This is a genomic window from Bacillus sp. FSL W8-0519, assembly GCF_038005585.1.
GTDB classification, from domain to species: Bacteria; Bacillota; Bacilli; order Bacillales; family Bacillaceae_G; genus Bacillus_A; species Bacillus_A paranthracis.
In genome coordinates this window covers 127,300-150,000 of the sequence record NZ_JBBOTL010000001.1, presented here as the reverse complement: position 1 = coordinate 150,000, position 22,701 = coordinate 127,300, and the positions used below count along the sequence as shown (strand labels likewise).

General features: G+C 39.5%; 40 protein-coding genes (1 of these 40 only partly in view). 2 read left to right on the top strand and 38 right to left on the bottom strand.

Annotation, left to right across the window (positions count from 1 at the left end; genetic code table 11):
• Positions 1 to 537, top strand: the 3' portion of a protein-coding gene (gene pdaB, locus NST14_RS00870; RefSeq protein ID WP_000464707.1) for a polysaccharide deacetylase family sporulation protein PdaB. The gene continues 228 nt to the left of window position 1, outside the view; only the last 537 of its 765 coding nucleotides appear in the window; the start codon falls outside the window, past its left edge; the stop codon is at positions 535 to 537.
• Between the two features lie 104 nt (positions 538 to 641).
• Here pdaB and kbaA read toward each other — a convergent pair whose 3' ends face one another.
• On the bottom strand, positions 642 to 1,253 hold the full coding sequence (gene kbaA, locus NST14_RS00865) for a KinB signaling pathway activation protein KbaA (protein WP_001088516.1): 612 nt from the start codon (positions 1,251 to 1,253) through the stop codon (positions 642 to 644).
• A 139-nt stretch (positions 1,254 to 1,392) separates the two neighbouring features.
• Between kbaA and gerD the strand changes: the two genes are divergently transcribed.
• Complete coding sequence (gene gerD / locus NST14_RS00860; RefSeq protein WP_000827519.1) at positions 1,393 to 2,010, top strand: spore germination protein GerD; 618 nt, start codon at positions 1,393 to 1,395, stop codon at positions 2,008 to 2,010.
• 56 nt (positions 2,011 to 2,066) lie between these two features.
• Here gerD and NST14_RS00855 read toward each other — a convergent pair whose 3' ends face one another.
• The 37 genes from NST14_RS00855 to rplD all read right to left on the bottom strand — a co-directional run bounded on the left by NST14_RS00855 (position 2,067) and on the right by rplD (position 22,686).
• The gene (locus tag NST14_RS00855; protein ID WP_000256607.1) at positions 2,067 to 3,134 is read right to left on the bottom strand and encodes an Mrp/NBP35 family ATP-binding protein; all 1,068 of its coding nucleotides are present in this window, start codon (positions 3,132 to 3,134) and stop codon (positions 2,067 to 2,069) included.
• 144 nt (positions 3,135 to 3,278) lie between these two features.
• Complete coding sequence (gene cwlD / locus NST14_RS00850) at positions 3,279 to 3,992, bottom strand: N-acetylmuramoyl-L-alanine amidase CwlD (RefSeq protein ID WP_000822435.1); 714 nt, start codon at positions 3,990 to 3,992, stop codon at positions 3,279 to 3,281.
• Between the two features lie 66 nt (positions 3,993 to 4,058).
• Complete coding sequence (locus tag NST14_RS00845) at positions 4,059 to 4,487, bottom strand: YbaK family protein (RefSeq protein ID WP_001101006.1); 429 nt, start codon at positions 4,485 to 4,487, stop codon at positions 4,059 to 4,061.
• Between the two features lie 161 nt (positions 4,488 to 4,648).
• Entirely contained in the window at positions 4,649 to 5,041 is a 393-nt protein-coding gene (gene rpsI, locus NST14_RS00840) for a 30S ribosomal protein S9 (protein ID WP_000079986.1), read from the bottom strand.
• A 21-nt stretch (positions 5,042 to 5,062) separates the two neighbouring features.
• Positions 5,063 to 5,500: a 50S ribosomal protein L13 gene (gene rplM, locus NST14_RS00835; RefSeq protein WP_001260793.1), complete on the bottom strand. Its 438-nt coding sequence runs from the start codon at positions 5,498 to 5,500 to the stop codon at positions 5,063 to 5,065.
• A 152-nt stretch (positions 5,501 to 5,652) separates the two neighbouring features.
• Positions 5,653 to 6,396 carry a tRNA pseudouridine(38-40) synthase TruA gene (gene truA / locus NST14_RS00830; protein ID WP_002163776.1) on the bottom strand — a complete coding sequence of 248 codons (744 nt, stop codon included), beginning with the start codon at positions 6,394 to 6,396 and terminating at the stop codon, positions 5,653 to 5,655.
• 14 nt (positions 6,397 to 6,410) lie between these two features.
• A complete protein-coding gene (locus tag NST14_RS00825; RefSeq protein ID WP_001186536.1) occupies positions 6,411 to 7,205 on the bottom strand; it encodes an energy-coupling factor transporter transmembrane component T family protein in 795 nt (264 codons plus the stop codon).
• The gene (locus tag NST14_RS00820) at positions 7,193 to 8,074 is read right to left on the bottom strand and encodes an energy-coupling factor ABC transporter ATP-binding protein (RefSeq protein WP_000406517.1); all 882 of its coding nucleotides are present in this window, start codon (positions 8,072 to 8,074) and stop codon (positions 7,193 to 7,195) included. The genes NST14_RS00825 and NST14_RS00820 overlap by 13 nt, the downstream gene beginning before the upstream one ends.
• Complete coding sequence (locus tag NST14_RS00815; RefSeq protein WP_229143464.1) at positions 8,050 to 8,892, bottom strand: energy-coupling factor ABC transporter ATP-binding protein; 843 nt, start codon at positions 8,890 to 8,892, stop codon at positions 8,050 to 8,052. Before NST14_RS00815 ends, NST14_RS00820 begins: the two co-directional genes overlap by 25 nt.
• 103 nt (positions 8,893 to 8,995) lie before the next feature.
• Positions 8,996 to 9,358 (bottom strand): 50S ribosomal protein L17, encoded by a 363-nt coding sequence (gene rplQ / locus NST14_RS00810; RefSeq protein WP_000331490.1) that lies wholly within the window; start codon positions 9,356 to 9,358, stop codon positions 8,996 to 8,998.
• A gap of 35 nt (positions 9,359 to 9,393) precedes the next feature.
• Positions 9,394 to 10,338: a DNA-directed RNA polymerase subunit alpha gene (locus tag NST14_RS00805; protein ID WP_000569643.1), complete on the bottom strand. Its 945-nt coding sequence runs from the start codon at positions 10,336 to 10,338 to the stop codon at positions 9,394 to 9,396.
• A 180-nt stretch (positions 10,339 to 10,518) separates the two neighbouring features.
• Positions 10,519 to 10,908, bottom strand: a complete 390-nt coding sequence (gene rpsK / locus NST14_RS00800) for a 30S ribosomal protein S11 (RefSeq protein WP_000101799.1) — start codon at positions 10,906 to 10,908, stop codon at positions 10,519 to 10,521.
• 24 nt (positions 10,909 to 10,932) lie between these two features.
• Positions 10,933 to 11,298, bottom strand: a complete 366-nt coding sequence (rpsM, locus tag NST14_RS00795) for a 30S ribosomal protein S13 (RefSeq protein WP_000090789.1) — start codon at positions 11,296 to 11,298, stop codon at positions 10,933 to 10,935.
• Between the two features lie 21 nt (positions 11,299 to 11,319).
• Positions 11,320 to 11,433 (bottom strand): 50S ribosomal protein L36, encoded by a 114-nt coding sequence (gene rpmJ, locus NST14_RS00790; protein ID WP_000868344.1) that lies wholly within the window; start codon positions 11,431 to 11,433, stop codon positions 11,320 to 11,322.
• A 35-nt stretch (positions 11,434 to 11,468) separates the two neighbouring features.
• Positions 11,469 to 11,687, bottom strand: coding sequence for a translation initiation factor IF-1 (gene infA / locus NST14_RS00785; protein WP_001029884.1), 219 nt, complete (start codon positions 11,685 to 11,687; stop codon positions 11,469 to 11,471).
• 68 nt (positions 11,688 to 11,755) lie between these two features.
• Positions 11,756 to 12,502 carry a type I methionyl aminopeptidase gene (map, locus tag NST14_RS00780; RefSeq protein ID WP_000582539.1) on the bottom strand — a complete coding sequence of 249 codons (747 nt, stop codon included), beginning with the start codon at positions 12,500 to 12,502 and terminating at the stop codon, positions 11,756 to 11,758.
• Positions 12,502 to 13,152, bottom strand: a complete 651-nt coding sequence (locus NST14_RS00775) for an adenylate kinase (RefSeq protein WP_001048996.1) — start codon at positions 13,150 to 13,152, stop codon at positions 12,502 to 12,504. Before NST14_RS00775 ends, map begins: the two co-directional genes overlap by 1 nt.
• A 56-nt stretch (positions 13,153 to 13,208) precedes the next feature.
• Positions 13,209 to 14,510, bottom strand: coding sequence for a preprotein translocase subunit SecY (secY, locus tag NST14_RS00770; protein WP_000490114.1), 1,302 nt, complete (start codon positions 14,508 to 14,510; stop codon positions 13,209 to 13,211).
• Positions 14,510 to 14,950, bottom strand: coding sequence for a 50S ribosomal protein L15 (gene rplO / locus NST14_RS00765; protein ID WP_000766080.1), 441 nt, complete (start codon positions 14,948 to 14,950; stop codon positions 14,510 to 14,512). The genes secY and rplO overlap by 1 nt, the downstream gene beginning before the upstream one ends.
• Before the next feature lie 33 nt (positions 14,951 to 14,983).
• Entirely contained in the window at positions 14,984 to 15,166 is a 183-nt protein-coding gene (rpmD, locus tag NST14_RS00760) for a 50S ribosomal protein L30 (RefSeq protein WP_001085234.1), read from the bottom strand.
• Positions 15,167 to 15,179: 13 nt separating this feature from the next.
• The gene (gene rpsE, locus NST14_RS00755) at positions 15,180 to 15,680 is read right to left on the bottom strand and encodes a 30S ribosomal protein S5 (protein WP_000554646.1); all 501 of its coding nucleotides are present in this window, start codon (positions 15,678 to 15,680) and stop codon (positions 15,180 to 15,182) included.
• A gap of 21 nt (positions 15,681 to 15,701) precedes the next feature.
• A complete protein-coding gene (gene rplR / locus NST14_RS00750; RefSeq protein WP_000628816.1) occupies positions 15,702 to 16,064 on the bottom strand; it encodes a 50S ribosomal protein L18 in 363 nt (120 codons plus the stop codon).
• 31 nt (positions 16,065 to 16,095) lie between these two features.
• A complete protein-coding gene (rplF, locus tag NST14_RS00745; RefSeq protein ID WP_000086558.1) occupies positions 16,096 to 16,635 on the bottom strand; it encodes a 50S ribosomal protein L6 in 540 nt (179 codons plus the stop codon).
• Between the two features lie 32 nt (positions 16,636 to 16,667).
• Positions 16,668 to 17,066, bottom strand: a complete 399-nt coding sequence (gene rpsH / locus NST14_RS00740; protein ID WP_000245511.1) for a 30S ribosomal protein S8 — start codon at positions 17,064 to 17,066, stop codon at positions 16,668 to 16,670.
• A 29-nt stretch (positions 17,067 to 17,095) separates the two neighbouring features.
• Positions 17,096 to 17,281 carry a 30S ribosomal protein S14 gene (rpsN, locus tag NST14_RS00735; protein ID WP_001085700.1) on the bottom strand — a complete coding sequence of 62 codons (186 nt, stop codon included), beginning with the start codon at positions 17,279 to 17,281 and terminating at the stop codon, positions 17,096 to 17,098.
• A gap of 33 nt (positions 17,282 to 17,314) precedes the next feature.
• Positions 17,315 to 17,854: a 50S ribosomal protein L5 gene (gene rplE, locus NST14_RS00730; protein ID WP_001080827.1), complete on the bottom strand. Its 540-nt coding sequence runs from the start codon at positions 17,852 to 17,854 to the stop codon at positions 17,315 to 17,317.
• A gap of 26 nt (positions 17,855 to 17,880) precedes the next feature.
• Positions 17,881 to 18,192: a 50S ribosomal protein L24 gene (gene rplX / locus NST14_RS00725; protein WP_000558200.1), complete on the bottom strand. Its 312-nt coding sequence runs from the start codon at positions 18,190 to 18,192 to the stop codon at positions 17,881 to 17,883.
• 38 nt (positions 18,193 to 18,230) lie between these two features.
• Positions 18,231 to 18,599 (bottom strand): 50S ribosomal protein L14, encoded by a 369-nt coding sequence (gene rplN / locus NST14_RS00720; RefSeq protein ID WP_000615912.1) that lies wholly within the window; start codon positions 18,597 to 18,599, stop codon positions 18,231 to 18,233.
• A gap of 43 nt (positions 18,600 to 18,642) precedes the next feature.
• Entirely contained in the window at positions 18,643 to 18,906 is a 264-nt protein-coding gene (gene rpsQ / locus NST14_RS00715) for a 30S ribosomal protein S17 (RefSeq protein WP_000004106.1), read from the bottom strand.
• A gap of 20 nt (positions 18,907 to 18,926) precedes the next feature.
• Positions 18,927 to 19,127: a 50S ribosomal protein L29 gene (rpmC, locus tag NST14_RS00710; protein ID WP_000855718.1), complete on the bottom strand. Its 201-nt coding sequence runs from the start codon at positions 19,125 to 19,127 to the stop codon at positions 18,927 to 18,929.
• Positions 19,117 to 19,551: a 50S ribosomal protein L16 gene (rplP, locus tag NST14_RS00705; protein ID WP_000928971.1), complete on the bottom strand. Its 435-nt coding sequence runs from the start codon at positions 19,549 to 19,551 to the stop codon at positions 19,117 to 19,119. Before rplP ends, rpmC begins: the two co-directional genes overlap by 11 nt.
• 1 nt (position 19,552) lies before the next feature.
• Positions 19,553 to 20,212 carry a 30S ribosomal protein S3 gene (rpsC, locus tag NST14_RS00700; RefSeq protein WP_000529956.1) on the bottom strand — a complete coding sequence of 220 codons (660 nt, stop codon included), beginning with the start codon at positions 20,210 to 20,212 and terminating at the stop codon, positions 19,553 to 19,555.
• A gap of 3 nt (positions 20,213 to 20,215) precedes the next feature.
• Positions 20,216 to 20,557, bottom strand: a complete 342-nt coding sequence (rplV, locus tag NST14_RS00695) for a 50S ribosomal protein L22 (protein WP_001148024.1) — start codon at positions 20,555 to 20,557, stop codon at positions 20,216 to 20,218.
• 17 nt (positions 20,558 to 20,574) lie between these two features.
• Entirely contained in the window at positions 20,575 to 20,853 is a 279-nt protein-coding gene (gene rpsS, locus NST14_RS00690) for a 30S ribosomal protein S19 (RefSeq protein WP_000124453.1), read from the bottom strand.
• Positions 20,854 to 20,913: 60 nt separating this feature from the next.
• A complete protein-coding gene (rplB, locus tag NST14_RS00685; protein WP_000511580.1) occupies positions 20,914 to 21,744 on the bottom strand; it encodes a 50S ribosomal protein L2 in 831 nt (276 codons plus the stop codon).
• A gap of 28 nt (positions 21,745 to 21,772) precedes the next feature.
• Positions 21,773 to 22,063: a 50S ribosomal protein L23 gene (rplW, locus tag NST14_RS00680; protein ID WP_001205558.1), complete on the bottom strand. Its 291-nt coding sequence runs from the start codon at positions 22,061 to 22,063 to the stop codon at positions 21,773 to 21,775.
• Positions 22,063 to 22,686 carry a 50S ribosomal protein L4 gene (rplD, locus tag NST14_RS00675; RefSeq protein WP_001127258.1) on the bottom strand — a complete coding sequence of 208 codons (624 nt, stop codon included), beginning with the start codon at positions 22,684 to 22,686 and terminating at the stop codon, positions 22,063 to 22,065. The genes rplW and rplD overlap by 1 nt, the downstream gene beginning before the upstream one ends.
• Positions 22,687 to 22,701 lie beyond the last annotated feature (15 nt).

Here is a 22,701-nt window from a genome sequence, read left to right as displayed (position 1 = left end):
GATACACTTAAAGAAAGAGATATTAAGAATGCAACCTTCTTCCTTTCTGCTGCATGGGCAGAAAGACACCCTGATGTTGTTGAACGCATCATAAAAGATGGACATGAAATCGGTAGTATGGGTTATAATTACACGTCCTACACTTCTCTAGAGGCAAATGAAATACGAAGAGATCTTCTGCGAGCACAAGATGTTTTTACAAAACTCGGTGTGAAACAAATTAAACTATTGCGTCCACCTAGTGGAGACTTTAACAAGGCAACACTTAAAATAGCAGAATCACTCGGATACACTGTCGTTCATTGGAGTAATAACTCAAACGATTGGAAAAACCCTGGCGTAAACAATATCGTTTCCACCGTCTCTAATAATTTAAAAGGTGGAGATATCGTCTTATTACATGCATCCGATTCTGCTCTTCAAACAAATAAAGCTTTACCACTGCTTCTACAGAAATTAAAGAGTGACGGCTATGAGCAAATATCCGTATCACAACTTATTTCCAACACAAGTACGAAAAGTAAAGATGTCCAATAATTTTTTACACATAAAAAGCTCTACTACCTTTCGTTCAGGTAATAGAGCTTTTTTTATCCCGATATTTTCATTCGTACAACTACCCTGCGTAAAAACTCTCTTAATTAGGCCGACTTACTCGTCTTTCCAATTAAACGATGTAATATAAGTAACTGATATGCATTACATAATAAAAGTGGTATCACCATTAAATATAACCAATCTGTATCATTAATTCGAAGTGCTGGTACCCACTCAAGAATTGTTACAACCACCATAAAGAACAAAGCTGGCACAAATGCCTTTTTATTCGTTTCCTTACTTTTTATATAAGCAACGATGGCACCAAACATAAATAACACACCAGCAACAAGTATGTTATTCCCTAATGAAATTTCCCCATTTGCAATCAATACCGATCTTAAATACACAAAATCAAATAAAACGAATGCAATGAAGAAGAGCTGGACTATATTCCATAAAGAAGGTGACCTGAACATCCCTAATCCAAAACGATGGATTGTTAAATAGGCAAAGAACCCCATTTGACTTATCACACTAAAAATAAATCCTACACCCATCAACCAGAAGGAAACTGCCAAAATTTCCTTTCCGTCGAAATTTTGAAAAAATTTAGCGTACTTGTCCCACTCTAAAACAAATCCAATAATGACTGTACTAACCCCACCAAGAAACAACGTCGTAAAAAATAGTCGAACCCACTTGCGGCTATTCACAACACATCCCCCATTATCCTTATATTTCTAATTAAATTGTATCAATGACAATTTCAAAAAGCTAGCCATGTTCATGTATAAATTCCTTAAAGATATTTATATTAAAAAGAGAGAACTGTGCTGAAAGGAGTTCCAACTTATGAAACGGATGCTGCTCGTTTTGACTTCTTCTTTTCTATTTCTTGTACTTGTAGCATGTGCACAAGAAAAAGAAGCAAAGTCCGAACTTGATTATGATCAAACGAAGAAAATGATTGTTGATATTTTAAAAACCGATCAAGGTAAGAAAGCCATTCAAGATGTGTTAACTGATGAAAAAATGAAACAAGCACTCATACTAGATGAAACAGTAGTAAAGAAAACGATTGAAGATGCAATGGTATCCGATAAAGGGCAACAATTCTGGGAAAAGCTCTTTAAAGACCCTGAGTTCTCATCGAAATTCGCTAAAAGTATGGGAAAAGAACAAACAGCCTTAATGAAAACATTACTAAAAGACCCTGAATACCAAGCAGGCGTTATAGAAATTATGAAAAACCCTGAAGTAGAAAAAATGATGTTACAAACAATGAAGAGCAAAGAATACCGTCAATATTTACAACAAGTATTAACAGAAACTGCTGAAAGCCCACTCTTCCAAGCTAAGATGATTGATATTATTAGTAAAGGTGTCCAAAAAGCCGAAAAAAGTGGTTCTGATAAAAAGGAAGCCGGCGGTGAAGGTGGTTCCCAAGAAGGTAAAAAGGAACAGCAGTAAAAATAATAACGATAATAATGAGTGGACAATACATGTATCATCCACTCATTATTATTTTATTTTTGCGCAACAGTTGTTTTATCAATTACCGCTTCAGCTATTGTGCGATAAATAAGACCTGTCGTATGCGTATCTTCATATACTGACGGCGCAAAATCTTCTTTATTCCAATCAGGTTGTTGAAGCGGGATTCGGCCAAGTACTTCTGTTTGAAGTTCTGTAGCTAATTTATCTCCACCACCTCTTCCAAACACATATTCTTTTTCGCCAGTTGTTTTACTTTCAAAATAAGCCATATTTTCAACAACACCAAGAATACTATGTTCTGTACGTAAAGCCATTGCTCCAGCACGTGCTGCTACAAATGCCGCTGTTGGATGCGGTGTTGTGACAATAATCTCTTTACAAGCCGGCAACATCGAATGTAAGTCTAGCGCAACATCACCTGTACCTGGTGGTAAATCTAAAACTAAATAATCTAAATCGCCCCACTCTACTTCCGTAAAGAAGTGATTTAACATTTTCCCGAGCATAGGCCCTCTCCAAATAACCGGTGCATTATCTTCTACAAAGAATCCCATTGAGATTACCTTTACACCTAGACGCTCCACTGGAATGATTTTATCTCCTCTTACTACAGGGCGTTTTTCTATCCCCATCATATCAGGTACGCTAAAACCATAAATATCGGCATCAATGATACCAACTTTTTTCCCTAGACGAGCTAAAGCAATAGCAAGGTTAACAGAAACTGTTGATTTCCCTACTCCACCTTTTCCACTCGCCACTGCTAAAAATGTCGTTTTCGAATTTGGTGACAATAAAGATTCAGTTTGCTCTTCTTCTTGTTCTGGTGCAAACTGAGCTAATTCCTCTTCTGTAAATTCTGCAAAGCGAAGCCCTACTGTTGCTGCTCCTAGTTCTTTTACTAACTTTACAATTCCAGATTGCAATTGCATTTGTTCCGCGGTACCAGTTTTTACGATTGCAATTTTAACACTTACATGTTCCTTCTCAGGCTTGACTGTTACCTCTTTAATTGCCCCTGTTTCTTTTAACGTTTTATGTAAAAACGGATCTACAATCCCTTCTAACGCTTCCACTACTTGCTCTTTCGTTACCATAATTAGCCCAGCCCCCTGTATGAAAAATAACATAATGTTAATTAAATATATCTCTCTTTACTTTTGAAATAAATGCGTTTACATTTCCAGTATAACATATTTTCGGAAAACTTCGTTAACGAGAGAAACGCAAAAAAATCCTCCTTATTCTGGAGGATTTCCTTTTTCCGTGAAATAACGTAATATACCACGATATACAGCAGCTGCTACCTTTTGCTGATATTTCTCCGAATTTAACATATACCTTTCATTTACATTCGATAAAAAGCCAGCTTCAATTAAAGCACCTGGGTTTTTCGCATACTTTAATAAATACACATGAGAAATTGTTTTAGCAGAACGATTTGTATTCTCTAAACTCGTTCTCAACTCAGCTTGTATAAATTTCGCAGCACGTTCATTTTCAATTGAAGAACGGTAATAGAACGTTTGTGCGCCTTTTGATCCACTACTAGTTAAAGCATTTAAATGGATACTTGCAAAAAAATCTACATCGGGTTTATTAATAATCTCTACACGTTTTTTTAAATCTTCTGCTTTACGTCTACTATATGACTTTGTATCTTTCTGGGCTAAATCATAATCTCCCTCACGCGTTAAAATAACTAGTGCACCTTGCTCTTGTAAATAATCTTGCACCTTCTTTGTAATCTCAAGCGTAATATCTTTTTCTACAATATCCTTGCCACCAACAGCCCCTCCGTCTGGTCCACCATGCCCAGCATCTAATACGATTACTTTCCCTGATAAGGGTAAATTCCAAGCTCGCCACGATTTTGTAATTTGAAATTCTTGTTTGACTAAAAAAAACAAAATAACCGCAGCGAGTGCAAAAGAGATAATTCGAATTCTCTTCATACCTTTCCTCCTCCAGCTAGTCCCTCTAATTACTTATATGGGACAAGAGGAAAGTTTATGCTTGTCTTAATGAAGCTTTAATCGATATCTTCTTTCACCTTTTTCATATCCTTCCTGCCACCATAAGCCGATAAACTGCTGGCAAGATTCAAAAAGTAATTCCTCATCTTGTAACTTAATCTCCCGCATAGTCATGCTCGTTAAAAATTGAAATAGTGTTTCCGTTAATTGTTGCTCTTCTTCTAAGGCCCTATATTTCACATCAAAGAACGATTCGCCATAATAACCAAATTTGCTATATCTCGCTCCTAATAAATACGATTCTATCCCTAATTCAATGCAGTAATCTTCATACTGACGATGAAGTTCCTGCATCTGAAAGGCATCTCTAATATTTGAACGTAATGTTTTTAATGATAATTCCCGCAGCATCTTCCGCTCATATTTCAACTGCTTTTCTTTTTGTTTTTCTTGTAAGCTGACAATGACATTCATAGTACTTATAAACCTCCCTAATACGTATTAGTCTAAACTTCTAAAGAAGAAGCATACGCGAGAGGATAGCACTAAAATATTCCAAACTACAAAAATTTCAAAAGAGGAATGAAACATAAAAAACCCCAACCAAAATGGTTGGGGTTTGTAGTTCGCAAAAATTAACGTTTTGAGAACTGAGGTGCACGACGTGCGCCTTTAAGACCGTATTTTTTACGCTCTTTCATACGTGCGTCACGAGTTAATAGACCTGCACGTTTTAGTGTTAGACGGTATTCTGGATCAGCTTTTAATAAAGCGCGAGAAATACCGTGACGAATAGCACCAGCTTGACCAGTGTATCCACCACCATTTACGTTTACAAGTACATCGTAGTTACCTAAAGTTTCTGTTGCAACTAGAGGTTGTTTCACTACTTCACGTAATGCAGCAAATGGGATATAGTTTTCAAAATCACGACCGTTAATGATAACGCGTCCTTCGCCTGGAACTAGGCGTACGCGCGCTACTGAACTCTTACGACGTCCAGTGCCATAGTATTGAACCTGTGCCAAAGTAAGCCCTCCTTTAATTGATTATCCGCGAAGTTCGTAAACTTCTGGTTTTTGTGCTTGGTGTGGATGCTCTGCTCCAGCATACACGTTTAGTTTCTTAGAAACTTGACGGCCTAAGCGTCCTTTTGGAAGCATGCCTTTAATTGCAAGCTCTAACATTTGTACAGGGTAGTTTGTACGCATTTCAAGAGCTGTTCTTTGTTTAAGTCCACCTGGGTGGTTAGTGTGACGGTAGTAAATTTTATCGTTTAATTTATTACCTGTTAAATGAATTTTCTCAGCGTTAATAATAATTACATGATCACCCGTGTCAACGTGTGGTGTAAATGTAGGTTTGTTTTTACCACGTAAAATGGATGCTACTTCACTAGCAAGGCGACCTAAAGTTTGACCTTCAGCATCAACCACATACCATTTACGCTCAACTTCGTTAGCTTTTGCCATAAAAGTCGTACGCATGTGTTTCCCTCCTCGTTATCTTTTCCATAGAAAAAATCTATTGTTTATCTTAAACACGATTTCCTTCCGGGGCTAATCGTGGTTTTAGAAACAATACCATATGTTATGATATACTTTTGAGTTTCTAATGTCAAGCAAATGTTACACCAGGATTAGTTGTTATAGTTTACCTGCCATAAATAAAGCCCATGACCAGGAGCCATCTTTCCAGCAAACTGACGATTTTGTTTCGCTAAAATCTCTGGAATGCTATCCGGATCAAGCTTTCCTTGCCCTACGCTCAGTAACGTACCAACAATAATCCTGACCATATTATATAAAAATCCATTACCTACAAAACGAAAAATTAATTCGTCGTCCTGCTCAATTAGCTCGATTTCATAAATTGTTCTCACTTTATCTTTTTTGTCAGTTTTTGCCGAACAAAAAGAAGTGAAATCATGCGTTCCAATAAAATAAGGGATCGCTTTTCTTATAGCATTTATTTCGAGCGGATATGGATATTGATATACGTAATTTCTACGGAATACATCCGCAGTCTTTGATAATAATACACGATAACGATATTCTTTTCTCTCGACACCGTAACGTGCGTGAAATTCTTCTGTTTTTTTCTCTACCTGTGTGATAACAATATCATCTGGTAACATAGTGTTTAATGCATTGCTCCATTGCCACTCTTCAAGAGACAACGGTGTATCAAAGTGTATCACTTGTCCTTTAGCATGAACGGTAGAATCCGTTCTGCCCGATGCCTGAACACGAACAAGTTCCCCTTTATGCAATTTCTGCAAAGCTTTCTCTATCTCTTGTTGAACAGTACGATGCTGCGGTTGAATTTGATAACCACAAAAATGCATGCCATCATATGCAACCGTACATTTTATTCTATCCATTTCTTTATTCTCCATTACGATCGCACCCATGCCAAAATACAAGCTAAACAAAGTAAGCTTATAATCGTTACTGTATCGCTTGTTTTCCAGCGTAGTTGCCTAAATTTAGTACGTCCTTCGCCACTTTGATATCCACGGGCTTCCATAGCAATTGCTAAGTCCTCTGCACGCTTAAAAGCACTGATAAATAGAGGAACGAGTAGTGAAATGATAGCTTTCATCCTATCTTTTATCGGTCCCCCTGCAAAATCAATACCACGTGACGATTGTGCCTTCATTATTTTACTCGTTTCATCCATTAATGTCGGGATAAAACGAAGAGAAATTGACATCATTAATGCGATTTCATGAACAGGAACTTTTATACGCTTCAACGGCTTTAATAACGTCTCCAAACCATCTGTAATCTCAATAGGTGTCGTCGTTAACGTTAATAATGTCGTCATTAAAATAATAACGAAGAATCGTATAGAAATGTATATTCCTTGCTCTAATCCTTTTTCATGTATCGAAAACCAACCAAGCTGGAATAATACTTCCCCTTCTTTATTTGTTAAAATATGCAGGAAAAATGTAAAAAGAAAAATCCATAGAATTGGTTTTAAGCCCGAAAGTACATAACGAATCGGCACTTTTGCAAAAAATAAAGCAATGAGTGCATATAAAAATAAAAATCCATATGAAATCGCATTATTTGCTAAGAAAACTACAAATACATATAAAAAGACAATCAGCAGCTTCGTACGTGGATCAAGTTGATGAATAAGAGAATTCCCTGGAATATATCTTCCAATAATCAACTGCTGCATGATTCATGACCACCTTTTCGTAACACCTGCACAACTTCATGAGTAAGATCCTCTAAAGATAAGGTAGCCTTTGGGATTGAAATGCCAAACTTCTCTTCAATTGCACGTTTATACTTTAAAGACATAGGAAGATCCACACCAATTTTCTCTAGTTCATCAGCATGTGAAAATACTTCCTCTGCACTTCCTTGCAAAAAGACCGTTCCTTTATGCATGACTACAATCTGCTCGGCATATTTAGCAGCATCCTCCATATTATGCGTTACAAGGATAACTGTAAGGCCTTTCTCCTTATGTAGCTTATAAAACATCTCCATAAGTTCATTTTGCCCTTTTGGGTCTAGTCCTGCTGTAGGTTCATCTAATACAAGCACTTCGGGTTCCATCGCTAATACGCCTGCTATCGCAACACGCCTCATTTGCCCACCACTTAACTCAAATGGTGAACGCGTTAACAGTTCTGGTTCTAACCCTACAAGTTCAATTGCTTCTCTTGCCTTTTGCTTCGCTTCTTCTTCCGATACCCCAAAATTAGTAGGTCCGAAGCAAATATCTTTCTCCACAGTCTCTTCAAATAACTGATGTTCTGGGAATTGAAAGACAACCCCTACCTTTTTACGTAGTGGCTTTAGCTTTTTTTCTTTCTTTCCTGCCGAAATGAAATGTTCACCGATTTGAACTGTGCCATTTGTCGGCTGCAATAAACCATTTAAATGTTGAATCATCGTCGACTTACCTGAACCAGTATGACCGATAATGGCATAATAGCCCCCACTTGGAAACGACACGTCTACATCATAAAGTGCGCGTCTTTCAAATGGAGTTTTATATTGATAACGATGTTCTACTTTTTGGAATGTAATCTCCAAAGTTCGTTCACCAAGCTTTCCATTGTAAGATGCGTATTTTGCAAGAGAATTTCATTTCTTTTTAATAATTCTGCTATTTTCACTGAAAATGGTACATCTAATCCAATTTCTTGGAGCATATGAGAGGACTTGAAAATTTGTTCTGGAGTCCCTTCCTCTAATATCTCTCCCTTATTTAAAATAATGACACGGTCTGACTGTGCCGCTTCTTCTAAATCGTGCGTAATTGATAACACGGTAATACCTTTTTCATTAACAAGTTGTCTAACCGTTTCTACCACTTCACGTCTCCCTTGAGGGTCTAGCATTGACGTTGCTTCATCTAATATCAAAATAGACGGTTGAAGTGCTAAAACGCCTGCTATTGCTACTCGCTGCTTTTGCCCACCAGATAACGAATGTGGCTCATCATTAAGAAAATCTTCCATACGGACTAGTCGTAAGGCCTGATCTAATCTTTCTACCATTTGCTCTCTTGGCATTCCGATATTCTCTAAACCAAAGACAACGTCATCTTGCACTGTCGTTCCAACAAATTGATTATCTGGATTTTGAAATACCATCCCAATTTGTTTTCGAACATCCCATACCGTTTCCTCTGACAAAACCATTGTATCATTTACTGTAATTGTCCCTGTTTCCGGCAAAAACAAACCATTCAATAATTTTGCAAGTGTAGACTTCCCAGAACCGTTTTGTCCAATAACAGATACCCATTCTCCTTCATATAAGGAGAATGAAACATCTTTTAATGCATAAGTGGCTGCACCAGGATATTGAAATGATATATTTTCTGTCCGAAGTTTCTCTTTTTTCAATACAAGGCACCCTTTCCTTCGCCAAGTAAGCCTATTTTTATATTTAAAAAAAAGGGCCATGACCAGTTTCTTGAAAAGAACTGTCCTGCCCTTTTAATTATCATTATACTAACTCGATAATTACCATTGGTGCTGCGTCTCCGCGACGTGGACCAATTTTTGCAATACGAGTGTATCCGCCTTGGCGCTCAGCATAGCGTGGAGCTACATCAGCGAATAGTTTTTGAAGTGCATCTTGACCAGTCTCAGCGTTAGCTACTTCATTGCGAATGAAAGCTGCTGCTTGACGACGAGCATGAAGATCTCCGCGTTTACCTAAAGTGATCATTTTTTCCACTACAGAACGAAGTTCTTTTGCACGAGTTTCTGTCGTTTGGATGCGCTCGTTGATAATTAAATCAGTAGCTAAGTCACGTAACATAGCTTTACGTTGCGCACTTGTACGGCCTAATTTTCTGTATGCCATTCGTAGTTCCCTCCTTTGTTGATGGGTTTAAATCCTCAGTCGTCTTTACGTAAACCTAAACCTAATTCCTCAAGTTTATGTTTAACTTCTTCTAAGGATTTACGTCCTAAGTTACGAACTTTCATCATATCTTCTTCTGTTTTGTTCGCAAGCTCTTGTACAGTATTAATTCCTGCACGTTTTAGGCAATTATAAGAACGAACAGAAAGGTCTAGTTCTTCGATAGTCATCTCAAGAACTTTCTCTTTTTGATCTTCTTCCTTCTCGACCATAATCTCAGCATTTTGTGCTTCATCAGTTAAACCAACAAAGATATTTAAATGCTCAGTTAAGATTTTGGCACCTAAAGAGATAGCTTCTTTTGGCCCGATGCTTCCATCCGTCCATACATCAAGCGTAAGCTTATCATAATTAGCCACTTGTCCGACACGTGTCTTTTCCACTTGGTAAGTCACACGTGATACTGGAGTATAAATAGAATCAATAGGAATTACTCCTATTGGTTGATCTTCGCTTTTATTTGCATCAGCTGGCGTATACCCACGGCCACGCTTTGCAGTTAAACGCACGCGGAAATGCGCATCTTTTGCTAACGTTGCAATGTGTAAATCTGGATTTAAGATTTCTACATCACTATCGTGAGTAATATCAGCAGCTGTGACAATACCTTCGCCCTGCACATCAATTTCCAACGTCTTCTCTTCTTCAGAGTAGATTTTAAGAGCTAACTTTTTCAAGTTTAAGATGATCGTTGTAACGTCTTCTACTACGCCCTCAACTGTTGAAAATTCATGTAATACGCCATCGATTTGGATAGCAGTAACAGCGGCACCAGGGAGTGAAGATAAAAGAATACGACGTAAGGAGTTACCCAACGTAGTACCATATCCACGCTCAAGCGGTTCAATTACGAATTTACCATATTTAGCATCTTCGTTAAGTTCAACCGTTTCGATTTTCGGCTTTTCGATTTCAATCATTAACTAAACCCTCCTTCAAAACGTCGAAACCCCGGTTAAACAAAGGTATAACCCCTGTCTAACCGAAAGTCCCCCTTAGGCAGTTCCCGATTGTGCACAACAAGCGATGTTTCTGTACGAAATTTCTCGATAATGCATCATATCCATTATAGACAAAAGGGAAAATTCTATACAGAAAAATTACACACGACGACGTTTTGGTGGACGACATCCATTATGAGGAACTGGAGTAACATCTCTAATTGCTGTTACTTCTAGACCTGCAGCTTGAAGAGCACGAATTGCAGCTTCACGACCAGCACCAGGACCTTTAACAGTAACCTCTAAAGTTTTTAAACCGTGCTCCATTGCAGCTTTAGCAGCAGTTTCAGCAGCCATTTGCGCAGCGAATGGAGTAGATTTACGAGATCCACGGAAACCAAGTGCACCAGCACTAGACCAAGAAAGCGCGTTACCGTGAGTATCTGTAAGTGTTACGATTGTGTTGTTGAAAGTAGAACGAATATGAGCTACACCAGCTTCAATATTCTTTTTCACACGTTTTTTACGAGTGTTTGTTTTACGTGCCATTGTTAGTTCAACCTCCTTTACTTATTATTTCTTTTTATTTGCTACTGTACGACGTGGACCTTTACGTGTACGAGCATTGTTTTTAGAGTTTTGACCACGAACTGGTAAACCACGACGGTGACGAAGACCACGGTAAGAACCGATCTCCATTAGACGTTTGATGTTAAGAGATACTTCACGACGAAGGTCTCCCTCAACTTTAATACGATCGATGATATCACGGATACGTCCTAATTCGTCTTCCGTTAAATCACGAACTCGTGTTTCTTCAGAAACACCAGCTTCAGCAAGAATTTTTTCAGCAGTTGTGCGACCAATGCCGAATACGTAAGTTAAAGAAATAACAACGCGTTTGTCACGAGGAATATCTACACCTGCGATACGTGCCATTCCGAATGCACCTCCTTCTGATTAACCTTGTTTTTGTTTATGTTTAGGGTTTTCACAAATAACCATTACTTTTCCACGTCTACGAATAACTTTACATTTTTCGCAGATTGGTTTAACTGACGGTCTTACTTTCATGTCTCGAACCTCCTTAAAGATTACGGAGTGCTATATTATTTAAAACGGTACGTAATACGACCACGATTTAAATCGTACGGAGATAATTCTACCGTAACTTTGTCTCCTGGTAAAATACGAATGAAGTTCATACGGATTTTACCAGAAACGTGAGCCAATACGACATGCCCATTCTCTAATTCTACTTTGAACATAGCATTTGGCAACGTTTCAAGAACGGTACCTTCGACTTCAATTACATCATCTTTAGCCATTCAATAGTTCTCCCTTCTTCAAATCAGTAACATTTTACACTGCTCTGAAATCCCGGAGAGCCAGCTACTTATAAAGTGGTAAGGATTTCGTATCCTGCTTCTGTAAGAGCAATCGTGTGCTCAAAATGGGCACACCATTTACCATCTACCGTTACCACTGTCCAGTCATCAGATAGTGTTTTTACATATCGTCTTCCTTGATTCACCATCGGCTCAACACAGATGACCATTCCCGGCTTTAATCTAGGGCCTCTATTTGGTGGACCATAGTGCGGGATTTGAGGGTCCTCATGTAAGTCTTGCCCGATTCCGTGACCAACATACTCCCTAACGATCGAGAATCCATTCTCTTCAGCATGGGTTTGAACCGCATGTGAGATATTTGATAATCTCTCGCCTGGTTTTACTTGTTCTAGACCAAGATACAACGATTTTTCTGTGACATCAAGTAGCTTTTGAACAGATTCAGAAATGTTTCCAACTGGATACGTCCATGCAGAATCTCCATGGTACCCATTGTATTTCGCACCAATATCGATACTGATGATATCGCCCTCTTTGAGCTTGCGCTTCCCTGGAATTCCGTGTACAAGCTCTTCATTTACAGAAGCACATATGCTCCCCGGAAATCCGTTGTATCCTTTAAAAGATGGCGTAGCACCATATTTTTGAATCGTCTTTTCCGCTATTTGATCGAGCTCTTTCGTTGTAATTCCTGGAGTAATGTGCTGTTTTAACTCTTGATGAGTCAAAGCAACGATCCTGCCCGCTTCTCGCATGATTTCTATCTCGCGAGGAGTTTTGCAGATTATCATTACGCTAAGCCTCCGATGAGAACATCGATATCAGCAAATACTTTATTGATATCTTGCTCACCATTAATGCTTTGTAAGTAACCAAGCTCCTCGTAGAAATCAAGCAAAGGTTTAGTTTGCTTAATATTTACATCTAAGCGATTTGCTACAGTTTCTTCATTGTCATCAGAGCGTTGATATAACTCGCCACCACATTTATCGCACACGTCAGCTTTTGCTGGCGGATTGAATTCTAAGTGGTAAGTCGCACCGCACTCTTTACAAATGCGACGGCCTGTAAGGCGTTTTAATAACAATCCTGAATCCACATTAATGTTTAAAACATAGTCGATTTTTTTGCCAAGATCTTTCATAATCTCTTCAAGAGCTGATGCTTGTGCAACAGTTCGTGGGAAACCGTCTAATAAGAAGCCTCTTACGCAGTCTTCTTGACTTAAACGTTCACGAACGATTCCGATTGTAACTTCATCTGGAACAAGTGCACCTTTATCAATAAAGGATTTTGCTTGTAAACCCATTTCAGTTTCAGCCTTCATAGCTGCACGGAACATATCTCCTGTTGAGATGTGAGGGATGTTATACTTGGCAACAATCTGTTCGGCTTGTGTACCTTTACCAGCACCAGGAAGCCCCATTAAAATTAAGTTCATCCTTGTTCCCCCTCAGAGTACATGAGCATGTAGGGAAGACAATACTTCCCACTTACTCACTGCTTGATAAACCCTTTGTAATGGCGTTTTACCAGTTGGCTTTCTAGTTGCTTCATTGTTTCTAAAGCAACGCCGACAACGATTAACATACTCGTTCCACCGATCTGTGCAGATGGAGGAAGATTTCCCAGCTTCGTAAAGATAACTGGTAAGATTGCAATCGCTGCTAGGAAAATTGATCCTACAAAGGTCAAACGATACAAGATTTTTGTTAGATATTGTTCTGTATTCTTACCCGGACGAATACCTGGAACATATCCACCTTGTTTGTTTAGATTCTCTGACATTTGCTCTGGATTAACCTGAACAAACGCATAGAAATATGTGAAGGCTACAATGAGCGCAACATATATGATCATTCCCACTGGGTGAGAATAGTTAAAGTTTGCAATAATCCACTGCGATACATCATGTTTCGGGAAGAACTGCGCAATAGTCGGAGGAGTAATTAAGAATGAAACAGCAAAAATTACTGGAATAACACCAGCACTATTTACCTTAAGCGGTAAATGTGTGTTTTGTGCTCCAGCATAACCACCATTTCCTCCTGTTACACGCTTCGCATATTGAATTGGGATCTTTCTAACAGCCTGTTGAATGAAAATAACACCCACAATAACTGCTAACACAGCTAGTAAAATCAATGCAACTTTAACGATACTCATGAACAATTGATCTCCGATATTTTGAAACTGTTGCTGATACACTTGAGATATAACACTTGGGATCGCTGCGGCAATACCACCAAAGATTAGGATGGAAATACCATTACCTACACCTTTAGCTGTAATCTGTTCACCTAACCACATTAAAAATGCAGTACCAGCAGTCAGTACCGTAGCAATGTATAAATAAGTGCTCCAACCAGGATTCAAAATTAATTGTCCACCTACCATACCGTTAAAACCGATTGACATACCAAACCCCTGAATAAACGCAAGAACAATTGTAAAATAACGCGTGAATTGCGTTAATTTACGACGGCCCATTTCACCTTGCTTCGCCCATTCCGAAAATTTAGGAACAACATCCATCTGCAATAATTGCACGATGATGGATGCTGTAATATACGGCATGATTCCCATCGCAAAGATGGAGAAGTTTTTCAAGGCTCCACCGCCAAATGTATTTAGAATACCTAAAGCATTTAATTGATCTTGTGCCTTCAGTACGTCTCCATTTGTAAATGGCACGGGGATAAACGTGCCAATCCTGAATACGATTAACATCGCTAAAGTGAATAATATTTTACGTCTTATCTCAGCAACGCGCATAAAGTTGGAGATTGTACGAAACATTAGATCACCTCAACTGATCCGCCAGCTGCTTCAATTGCTTCTTTAGCACTTGAAGAGAACTTGTGCGCTTTAACAGTTAGTTTTTTCTCTACTGCGCCGCTTGCAAGAATTTTAACACCGTCGTTTAATTTGCTGATAACGCCAGTTTCCAGCAATAATTCAGGTGTTACTTCTGTACCATCTTCAAAACGATTTAACGTTGATAAGTTTACAATAGCAAACTCTTTACGGTTAATGTTTGTGAAGCCGCGTTTTGGTAAACGACGGAATAATGGAGTTTGACCACCTTCGAAGCCAAGACGAACACCGCCGCCAGAACGTGCGTTTTGTCCTTTATGACCTTTACCAGCAGTTTTACCGTTACCAGAACCGATACCACGACCGACACGGTTACGTACTTTACGAGAACCTTCTGCAGGTTTTAATTCATGAAGTTTCATTCCCAGGCACCTCCTTATATTAATGAGTTATCCTTAAGCTTCTTTTACAGTTACAAGGTGAGAAACTTTGTTGATCATACCAAGAATAGCAGGAGTTTCTTCCTTAACTACAGTTGAATTCAACTTTTTAAGACCTAAAGCTTCTACCGTCGCACGTTGATCTTGTGGACGACCAATTACACTACGAGTGAGGGTAATTTCTAACTTTTTCGCCATTTGTTTTCCCTCCTTAACCTAGTAGCTCTTCTACAGATTTACCGCGTAATTTTGCAACATCTTCAGCGCGCTTAAGTTCGCTTAATCCGTTCACAGTAGCGCGAATCATGTTGATTGGTGTGTTAGAACCAAGAGATTTCGAAAGAATATCTTGTACACCTGCTAATTCAAGGACCGCACGAACAGGTCCACCAGCAATAACACCAGTACCCTCAGCAGCAGGCTTTAAGAATACTTCACCAGCTCCAAAATGACCGTTGATTGTGTGTGGAATTGTTGTACCAACTAATGGTACAGCGATTAAGTTTTTCTTAGCGTCTTCGATAGCTTTGCGGATTGCGTCTGGTACCTCTTGTGCTTTACCAGTACCGAATCCAACATGACCGTTTTTATCGCCAACTACAACTAGTGCAGCAAAGCGGAAACGACGACCACCCTTAACAACTTTCGCGACACGATTTATCGTAACTACACGTTCTTCAAGTTCTAATTTACTTGGGTCAATGCGATGCATCAATTTTCCCTCCTTTGACCATTAAAATTGTAATCCAGCCTCACGAGCAGCTTCAGCTAGAGCTTTAACACGGCCATGGTATAAGTAACCACCGCGATCAAATACTACTTCTTTAACGCCTTTCTCTACAGCACGCTTAGCAACTGATTCTCCAACTTTCGTAGCAGCTTCAATATTGCTAGTACCGTTAAGAGCAAGGTCTTTATCAAGAGTAGATGCACTTACTAACGTTACACCATTTACATCATCAATAACTTGAGCGTAAATATGTTGGTTAGAACGGAACACGTTTAAACGTGGACGTTCTGCAGTACCAGTAAGTTTAGCACGTACACGCGCATGTCTTTTCTTACGAGTCGCATTTTTATCAGCTTTAGTGATCATTCTTGTCACTCCTTTCTCTCACCTAACGGGTTTACTTAGCAGTTTTACCTTCTTTACGACGAACAACTTCGCCTTCGTAACGAATACCTTTACCTTTGTAAGGTTCAGGAGCACGTACAGCGCGGATGTTAGCAGCGAATTCGCCAACACGTTGCTTGTCGATACCTTTGATTACGATCTTAGTTGGTGCAGGTACTTCAACTTCAAGACCTGCTTCCGGAGTCATTTCTACTGGATGAGAATAACCTACGCTTAATACAAGTTTATCACCTTGTTTTTGAGCACGGTAACCAACACCGACTAATTCAAGTCCGCGTGCGAAACCTTCAGTTACACCTTCAACCATGTTTCCGATTAAAGCACGAGTTGTACCGTGTAATGCACGGTGTTCCTTCTGTTCAGATGGACGCTCAACTGTTAATGTATTCTCTTCAATTTTGATAAGCATATCAGCATTGAAAGTACGAGTTAATTCACCTTTAGGGCCTTTTACTGTTACAGTATTGTCTTCTGCAACTGTAATAGTAACACCTGCAGGGATTTCAAGAATCTTTTTACCAATACGAGACATGTGGTCACACCTCCGTTCGTTTTAAATATATATTACCAAACGTATGCTACTACTTCTCCACCAGTTTGTAATTGACGAGCGTCTTTGTCTGTCATTACTCCCTTAGATGTAGAAACAAGAGCGATACCTAATCCGTTAAGTACACGTGGTACTTCGTCAGCTTTAGCGTAAACGCGTAAGCCAGGTTTACTGATACGTTTTAATCCAGTGATTACACGTTCGTTGTTTGCACCATATTTCAGGAAAATACGAAGGATACCTTGTTTGTTATCCTCGATGTATTCTACATCACGAATGAAACCTTCACGTTTTAAAAGTTCAGCGATCTCTTTTTTGATTTTAGAAGCAGGAACCTCTAATTTCTCATGACGTACCATGTTCGCATTACGGATGCGAGTAAGCATGTCTGCAATTGGATCTGTCATCACCATGTGTTTTACCTCCTTCCCATTTGTGGGTTTTACCAACTAGCTTTTTTAACACCAGGAATTTGACCTTTATATGCAAGTTCACGGAAACAAATACGGCAAAGTTTAAATTTGCGGTATACAGAATGCGGACGACCGCAGCGTTCGCAACGTGTATACTCTTGTACTTTAAACTTAGGAGTACGCTTTTGTTTCGCAATCATAGATTTTTTAGCCACGTTTTCGCCTCCTCTACTTAGCGTTGGCTTCCATTATTTTTGGAATGGCATACCGAATTGTGTTAAAAGTTCACGAGCTTCTTCATCAGTGTTCGCTGTAGTAACGATTACGATGTCCATACCGCGGACTTTGCTTACTTTATCATAATCAATCTCAGGGAAAATAAGTTGCTCTTTAACACCTAATGTATAGTTTCCACGACCATCGAATGATTTCTTAGAAACACCACGGAAATCACGTACACGTGGTAAAGAAACTGATACTAATTTATCGAAGAACTCATACATTTGCTCGCCGCGTAAAGTTACTTTCGCACCGATTGGCATACCTTCACGAAGACGGAAACCAGCGATTGATTTTTTAGCACGAGTTACAACAGGTTTTTGACCTGCGATTTGTGTTAATTCTTCTACTGCGTTGTCTAAAGCTTTTGAGTTAGATACCGCGTCACCAACACCAGTGTTGATTACGATCTTTTCGATTTTTGGTACCTGCATTACAGATTTATAGTTAAACTTGCTCATTAGAGCAGGAGTAATTTCCTTTTGGAACTTCTCTTTAAGGCGATTCAATGAAGTGACCTCCTTTCTTAAGAAAATTATTTATCTAATAATTCACCAGATTTTTTTGCAATACGAACTTTTTTACCATCTTCTACCTTGAAGCCTACGCGAGTAGGTTCACCTGTTTTCGGATCTAAAATCATAACGTTAGAAACGTGAATAGGTGCCTCTTTAGTAATAATTCCACCTTGTGGATTTAATTGAGATGGCTTAGAGTGCTTCTTAACGATGTTAACACCCTCAACGATAACACGGTTTTGCTTTGGGAAAGCCACAAGGATAACGCCTTGTTTTCCTTTGTCTTTACCAGTGATTACCTGTACTTTATCACCTTTTTTTACATGCATCTTAATTCTGCACCTCCTTAGCAAGGCAATACCTTAAATTATAGAACTTCTGGAGCTAAAGAAACGATCTTCATGAAGTTGCTATCACGTAATTCACGAGCTACTGGTCCGAAGATACGAGTACCACGTGGGCTCTTATCGTCTTTAATGATAACCGCTGCGTTTTCATCAAATTTGATGTAAGAACCATCCGGACGACGAGCACCGCTCTTCGTACGTACTACTACTGCTTTAACAACGTCACCTTTTTTAACAACGCCACCTGGTGTTGCTTGTTTTACCGTAGCAACGATAATGTCACCAATGTTAGCATATTTACGACCAGAGCCGCCTAATACTTTAATTGTTAAAAGTTCACGTGCACCAGAGTTGTCAGCAACTTTCAAACGAGATTCTTGTTGGATCATGTTATGAAACCTCCCTTCGGACTAAAAATTCCGATTCGTCTATTTAGATAATAACCGCTTCTTCAACGATTTCAACTAAACGGAAACGCTTAGTAGCAGAAAGCGGGCGAGTTTCCATGATTTTTACGATATCGCCAAGTTTCGCTTGGTTTTGCTCATCATGGGCTTTGTACTTCTTAGAATACTTAACACGTTTTCCGTACAAGGAATGAGTTTTGTAAGTTTCAACTAAAACTGTAATCGTTTTGTCCATTTTGTCAGACACTACACGACCAGTATAAACTTTGCGTTGGTTACGTTCGCTCACTATGCAAACCTCCCCTCAATTTATCGATTAATTCCGATCTCTCTTTCACGAACTACAGTTTTCATACGAGCAATTGCCTTACGCACTTCACGAATGCGAGTTGGATTCTCTAATTGTCCTGTAGCAAGTTGGAAGCGAAGATTAAACAACTCTTCCTTTAAAGCTTTAACTTTTGTTTCGATTTCGGCAGTGGTTAATTCACGAATATCATTAGTTTTCATTAGATTCACCACCATTTTCTTCACGTTTTACGAATTTACATTTCACAGGTAACTTGTGAGCTGCAAGACGTAATGCTTCGCGTGCTACCTCTTCAGATACACCCGCGATTTCGAACATAATTTTCCCAGGTTTTACTACTGCTACCCAGCCTTCTGGTGCCCCTTTACCGGAACCCATACGTACTTCTAGAGGTTTTGCAGTGTAAGGTTTAGAAGGGAAAATTTTAATCCATACTTTACCGCCACGTTTCATGTAACGAGTCATTGCACGACGAGCAGCTTCGATTTGACGGTTTGTAATCCATGAAGCAGCTTGTGCTTGTAAACCGAATTCACCGAAAGCTACTTCAGTTCCACCTTTAGCACGACCACGCATTTTACCACGATGCTCTCTACGATATTTTACGCGTTTTGGCATTAACATATTATTTTCCTCCTTCCTCAGAAGCTTTCTTTTTTGTAGGAAGGACTTCTCCACGGTAGATCCATACTTTTACGCCTAATTTACCGTATGTTGTATCAGCTTCAACTGCTGCATAGTCAATATCAGCGCGAAGTGTATGAAGTGGAACAGTTCCTTCACTGTAAGATTCTGCACGAGCGATATCAGCTCCGCCAAGACGACCAGAAACCTGTGTTTTAATACCTTTAGCACCTGCACGCATAGCACGTTGAATAACTTGCTTTTGTGCACGACGGAATGATACACGGTTTTCTAATTGACGAGCGATGTTTTCGCCTACTAATTTAGCGTTAAGATCAGCTCTCTTAACTTCTAAAATGTTGATGTGTACACGCTTGCCTGTTAATTGGTTAAGAGCTTTACGAAGTGCTTCAACTTCAGTACCACCTTTACCAATTACCATACCAGGTTTTGCAGTGTGAATTGTAACATTTACACGATTTGCTGCACGTTCGATTTCTACTTTAGCAACAGCAGAATCTTTTAAGCGTACATTAATGTACTCACGGATTTTGATGTCTTCATGTAATAATGTAGCGTAATCTTTCTCAGCGAACCAACGAGATTCCCAGTCACGGATAACGCCGACACGAAGACCAATTGGATTAACCTTTTGACCCATCGATTATCCCTCCTTCTTTTCTGATACCACAACTGTGATGTGGCTTGTGCGTTTGTTAATTTGGCTTGCACGACCCATTGCACGTGGACGGAAACGTTTTAACGTTGGACCTTCGTCAACGAAAACTTTCTCAACAACTAGGTTGTTAATGTCCATTTCATAATTGTGCTCTGCATTTGCGATTGCAGATTTTAAAACTTTTTCTACAACTGGAGAAGCAGTTTTTGGTGTGTGGTTAAGGATAGCAATCGCTTCACCCACTTGCTTACCTCGGATTAAGTCTACAACTAAACGAACTTTACGAGGAGCAATACGAACTGTTCTCGCTACTGCTTTAGCTTGCATTGAAGTGCCTCCTCTCATTATCTTCTAGTTTTCTTATCGTCAGCATCATGACCTTTATACGTACGAGTTGGTGCGAATTCACCTAACTTGTGGCCTACCATGTCTTCAGTAACATATACAGGTACATGTTTACGACCGTCATATACAGCGATTGTGTGACCGATGAACTGAGGGAAGATCGTTGAACGACGAGACCAAGTTTTAACAACTTGCTTTTGCTCAGTTTCATTTAGCTTTGCAATTTTACTCATTAAATGATCATCGACAAATGGTCCTTTTTTCAAGCTACGAGCCATTTTGGTGCCTCCCTTCGTGATTGCCGTACGGTTCTCAAAGTGAACCGTACTACAATCCCATTATTTTTTACGACGACGAACGATGAATTTGTCAGACGCTTTGTTTTTCTTACGAGTTTTGAATCCAAGAGTTGGTTTACCCCATGGAGACATTGGAGACTTACGTCCGATTGGTGAACGTCCTTCACCACCACCGTGTGGGTGATCAACTGGGTTCATTACAGAACCACGAACAGTTGGGCGCTTACCTAACCAGCGAGAGCGACCAGCTTTACCGATCTTGATAAGTTCGTGTGACTCGTTACCAACTTGACCTACAGTTGCACGGCAAGCAGATAATACAAGACGCACTTCACCAGAAGTTAAACGTACAAGAACGTATTTACCTTCTTTACCAAGTACTTGTGCAGATGTACCAGCAGAACGAACTAATTGTCCACCACGACCTGGTTTAAGCTCGATGTTATGAACAACAGTACCTACTGGAATGTTGATTAATGGTAATGCGTTACCGATTTTAATGTCAGCTTCAGCGCCAGACATAATTTCCATACCTACTTCTAAGTTCTTAGGAGCAAGAATGTAACGTTTTTCACCGTCAACGTAGTTAATTAATGCGATATTCGCAGAGCGGTTTGGATCGTATTCGATCGTAGCAACGCGTCCTGGAATTCCATCTTTGTTACGTTTGAAGTCGATGATACGGTATTGACGCTTATGTCCGCCACCTTGATGACGTACAGTGATTTTACCTTGGTTATTACGACCAGCCTTTTTGCTTAAAGGAGCAAGTAAAGACTTTTCGGGTCTGTCAGTCGTGATTTCAGCGAAATCATTCGTAGTCATGTTACGACGACCGTTAGTAGTTGGATTATACTTTTTAATTCCCATCTCAATTTCCCTCCTTCTTTAGTAAGAATTAAACGCCTTGGAAGATTTCGATTTCTTTGCTGTCAGCAGTTAGCTTAACGATTGCTTTACGACGACGGCTAGTAAAACCAGCGTGACGACCAACGCGTTTTGCTTTCGGCTTGTAGTTCATGATGTTCACTTTTTCTACTTTAACACCAAAGATCGCTTCTAGAGCATCTTTAACTTCTGTTTTATTAGATTTAACGTCCACATCGAACGTGTATTTTTTTTCAGCCATCATTTCCATAGAACGTTCAGTGATAACTGGGCGCTTAATGATATCACGAGGATCTCTCATTATGCAAGCACCTCCTCTACTTTTTCCACTGCCGCTTTTGTCATGATTAGCTTATCATGATGAAGCACGTCTAAAACGTTTACGCCATCAGCAGTGATTACTGTTACTCCAGGGATATTGCGAGCAGATAACTCTACAGATTCGTTTGCATCAGCAGTTACGATAAGAGCTTTCTTCTCAACAGTTAATCCTTTAAGTACTGCTAGCATATCTTTTGTTTTTGGTGCATTTAACACTAGGTCTTCAAGAACTACAATGTTGTTCTCAACTACTTTAGTAGCTAATGCAGATTTGATTGCTAAACGACGAACTTTCTTAGGAAGTTTGTACGCATAGCTTCTTGGTGTAGGTCCGAATACCGTACCACCACCACGCCATTGAGGAGAGCGGATAGACCCTTGACGAGCACGTCCAGTTCCTTTTTGACGCCATGGTTTACGACCACCACCGCGAACTTCAGAGCGAGTTTTTACTTTGTGTGTACCTTGACGTAAAGATGCACGTTGCATCATTACAGCTTCGAAAAGTACAGCTTCATTTGGTTCGATACCGAAAATAGCTTCAGCTAATTCGATTTCACCAACCTGTGAACCAGTTTGGTTATATACAGTAACTTTTGGCATTGGAATTCCTCCTTC

Excerpts from the sequence above, each read along its gene's own strand:
- rplN (WP_000615912.1), bottom strand. The coding sequence starts at position 18,599 with ATGATCCAACAAGAATCTCGTTTGAAAGTTGCTGACAACTCTGGTGCA.
- rpmJ (WP_000868344.1), bottom strand. The coding sequence starts at position 11,433 with ATGAAAGTAAGACCGTCAGTTAAACCAATCTGCGAAAAATGTAAAGTT.
- rpmD (WP_001085234.1), bottom strand. The coding sequence starts at position 15,166 with ATGGCGAAAAAGTTAGAAATTACCCTCACTCGTAGTGTAATTGGTCGT.
- rplR (WP_000628816.1), bottom strand. The coding sequence starts at position 16,064 with ATGATCACTAAAGCTGATAAAAATGCGACTCGTAAGAAAAGACATGCG.
- secY (WP_000490114.1), bottom strand. The coding sequence starts at position 14,510 with ATGTTTCGTACAATCTCCAACTTTATGCGCGTTGCTGAGATAAGACGT.
- NST14_RS00825 (WP_001186536.1), bottom strand. The coding sequence starts at position 7,205 with ATGCAGCAGTTGATTATTGGAAGATATATTCCAGGGAATTCTCTTATT.
- rplO (WP_000766080.1), bottom strand. The coding sequence starts at position 14,950 with ATGAAACTTCATGAATTAAAACCTGCAGAAGGTTCTCGTAAAGTACGT.
- rpmC (WP_000855718.1), bottom strand. The coding sequence starts at position 19,127 with ATGAAAACTAATGATATTCGTGAATTAACCACTGCCGAAATCGAAACA.
- rplV (WP_001148024.1), bottom strand. The coding sequence starts at position 20,557 with ATGCAAGCTAAAGCAGTAGCGAGAACAGTTCGTATTGCTCCTCGTAAA.
- rplF (WP_000086558.1), bottom strand. The coding sequence starts at position 16,635 with ATGTCTCGTATTGGTAAAAAGATTCTTGAAATCCCTGCAGGTGTTACT.
- NST14_RS00855 (WP_000256607.1), bottom strand. The coding sequence starts at position 3,134 with ATGGTAACGAAAGAGCAAGTAGTGGAAGCGTTAGAAGGGATTGTAGAT.
- rpsH (WP_000245511.1), bottom strand. The coding sequence starts at position 17,066 with ATGGTGATGACAGATCCAATTGCAGACATGCTTACTCGCATCCGTAAT.
- rpsC (WP_000529956.1), bottom strand. The coding sequence starts at position 20,212 with ATGGGTCAAAAGGTTAATCCAATTGGTCTTCGTGTCGGCGTTATCCGT.
- map (WP_000582539.1), bottom strand. The coding sequence starts at position 12,502 with ATGATAATCTGCAAAACTCCTCGCGAGATAGAAATCATGCGAGAAGCG.
- rplW (WP_001205558.1), bottom strand. The coding sequence starts at position 22,063 with ATGAGAGATCCTCGTGATATCATTAAGCGCCCAGTTATCACTGAACGT.
- rplD (WP_001127258.1), bottom strand. The coding sequence starts at position 22,686 with ATGCCAAAAGTTACTGTATATAACCAAACTGGTTCACAGGTTGGTGAA.
- rpsK (WP_000101799.1), bottom strand. The coding sequence starts at position 10,908 with ATGGCACGTAAAACAAACACTCGTAAAAAACGTGTGAAAAAGAATATT.
- cwlD (WP_000822435.1), bottom strand. The coding sequence starts at position 3,992 with ATGAAGAGAATTCGAATTATCTCTTTTGCACTCGCTGCGGTTATTTTG.
- infA (WP_001029884.1), bottom strand. The coding sequence starts at position 11,687 with ATGGCTAAAGATGATGTAATTGAAGTCGAAGGTACCGTTCTTGAAACG.
- gerD (WP_000827519.1), top strand. The coding sequence starts at position 1,393 with ATGAAACGGATGCTGCTCGTTTTGACTTCTTCTTTTCTATTTCTTGTA.
- rplM (WP_001260793.1), bottom strand. The coding sequence starts at position 5,500 with ATGCGTACGACTTTTATGGCAAAAGCTAACGAAGTTGAGCGTAAATGG.
- rplB (WP_000511580.1), bottom strand. The coding sequence starts at position 21,744 with ATGGGAATTAAAAAGTATAATCCAACTACTAACGGTCGTCGTAACATG.
- rplP (WP_000928971.1), bottom strand. The coding sequence starts at position 19,551 with ATGTTAATGCCAAAACGCGTAAAATATCGTAGAGAGCATCGTGGTAAA.
- rplQ (WP_000331490.1), bottom strand. The coding sequence starts at position 9,358 with ATGGCATACAGAAAATTAGGCCGTACAAGTGCGCAACGTAAAGCTATG.
- rpsE (WP_000554646.1), bottom strand. The coding sequence starts at position 15,680 with ATGCATCGCATTGACCCAAGTAAATTAGAACTTGAAGAACGTGTAGTT.
- rpsS (WP_000124453.1), bottom strand. The coding sequence starts at position 20,853 with ATGGCTCGTAGCTTGAAAAAAGGACCATTTGTCGATGATCATTTAATG.
- NST14_RS00845 (WP_001101006.1), bottom strand. The coding sequence starts at position 4,487 with ATGAATGTCATTGTCAGCTTACAAGAAAAACAAAAAGAAAAGCAGTTG.
- NST14_RS00775 (WP_001048996.1), bottom strand. The coding sequence starts at position 13,152 with ATGAACTTAATTTTAATGGGGCTTCCTGGTGCTGGTAAAGGTACACAA.
- rpsM (WP_000090789.1), bottom strand. The coding sequence starts at position 11,298 with ATGGCACGTATCGCAGGTGTAGATATTCCTCGTGACAAACGCGTTGTT.
- truA (WP_002163776.1), bottom strand. The coding sequence starts at position 6,396 with ATGGATAGAATAAAATGTACGGTTGCATATGATGGCATGCATTTTTGT.
- rplX (WP_000558200.1), bottom strand. The coding sequence starts at position 18,192 with ATGCATGTAAAAAAAGGTGATAAAGTACAGGTAATCACTGGTAAAGAC.
- NST14_RS00805 (WP_000569643.1), bottom strand. The coding sequence starts at position 10,338 with ATGATTGAAATCGAAAAGCCGAAAATCGAAACGGTTGAACTTAACGAA.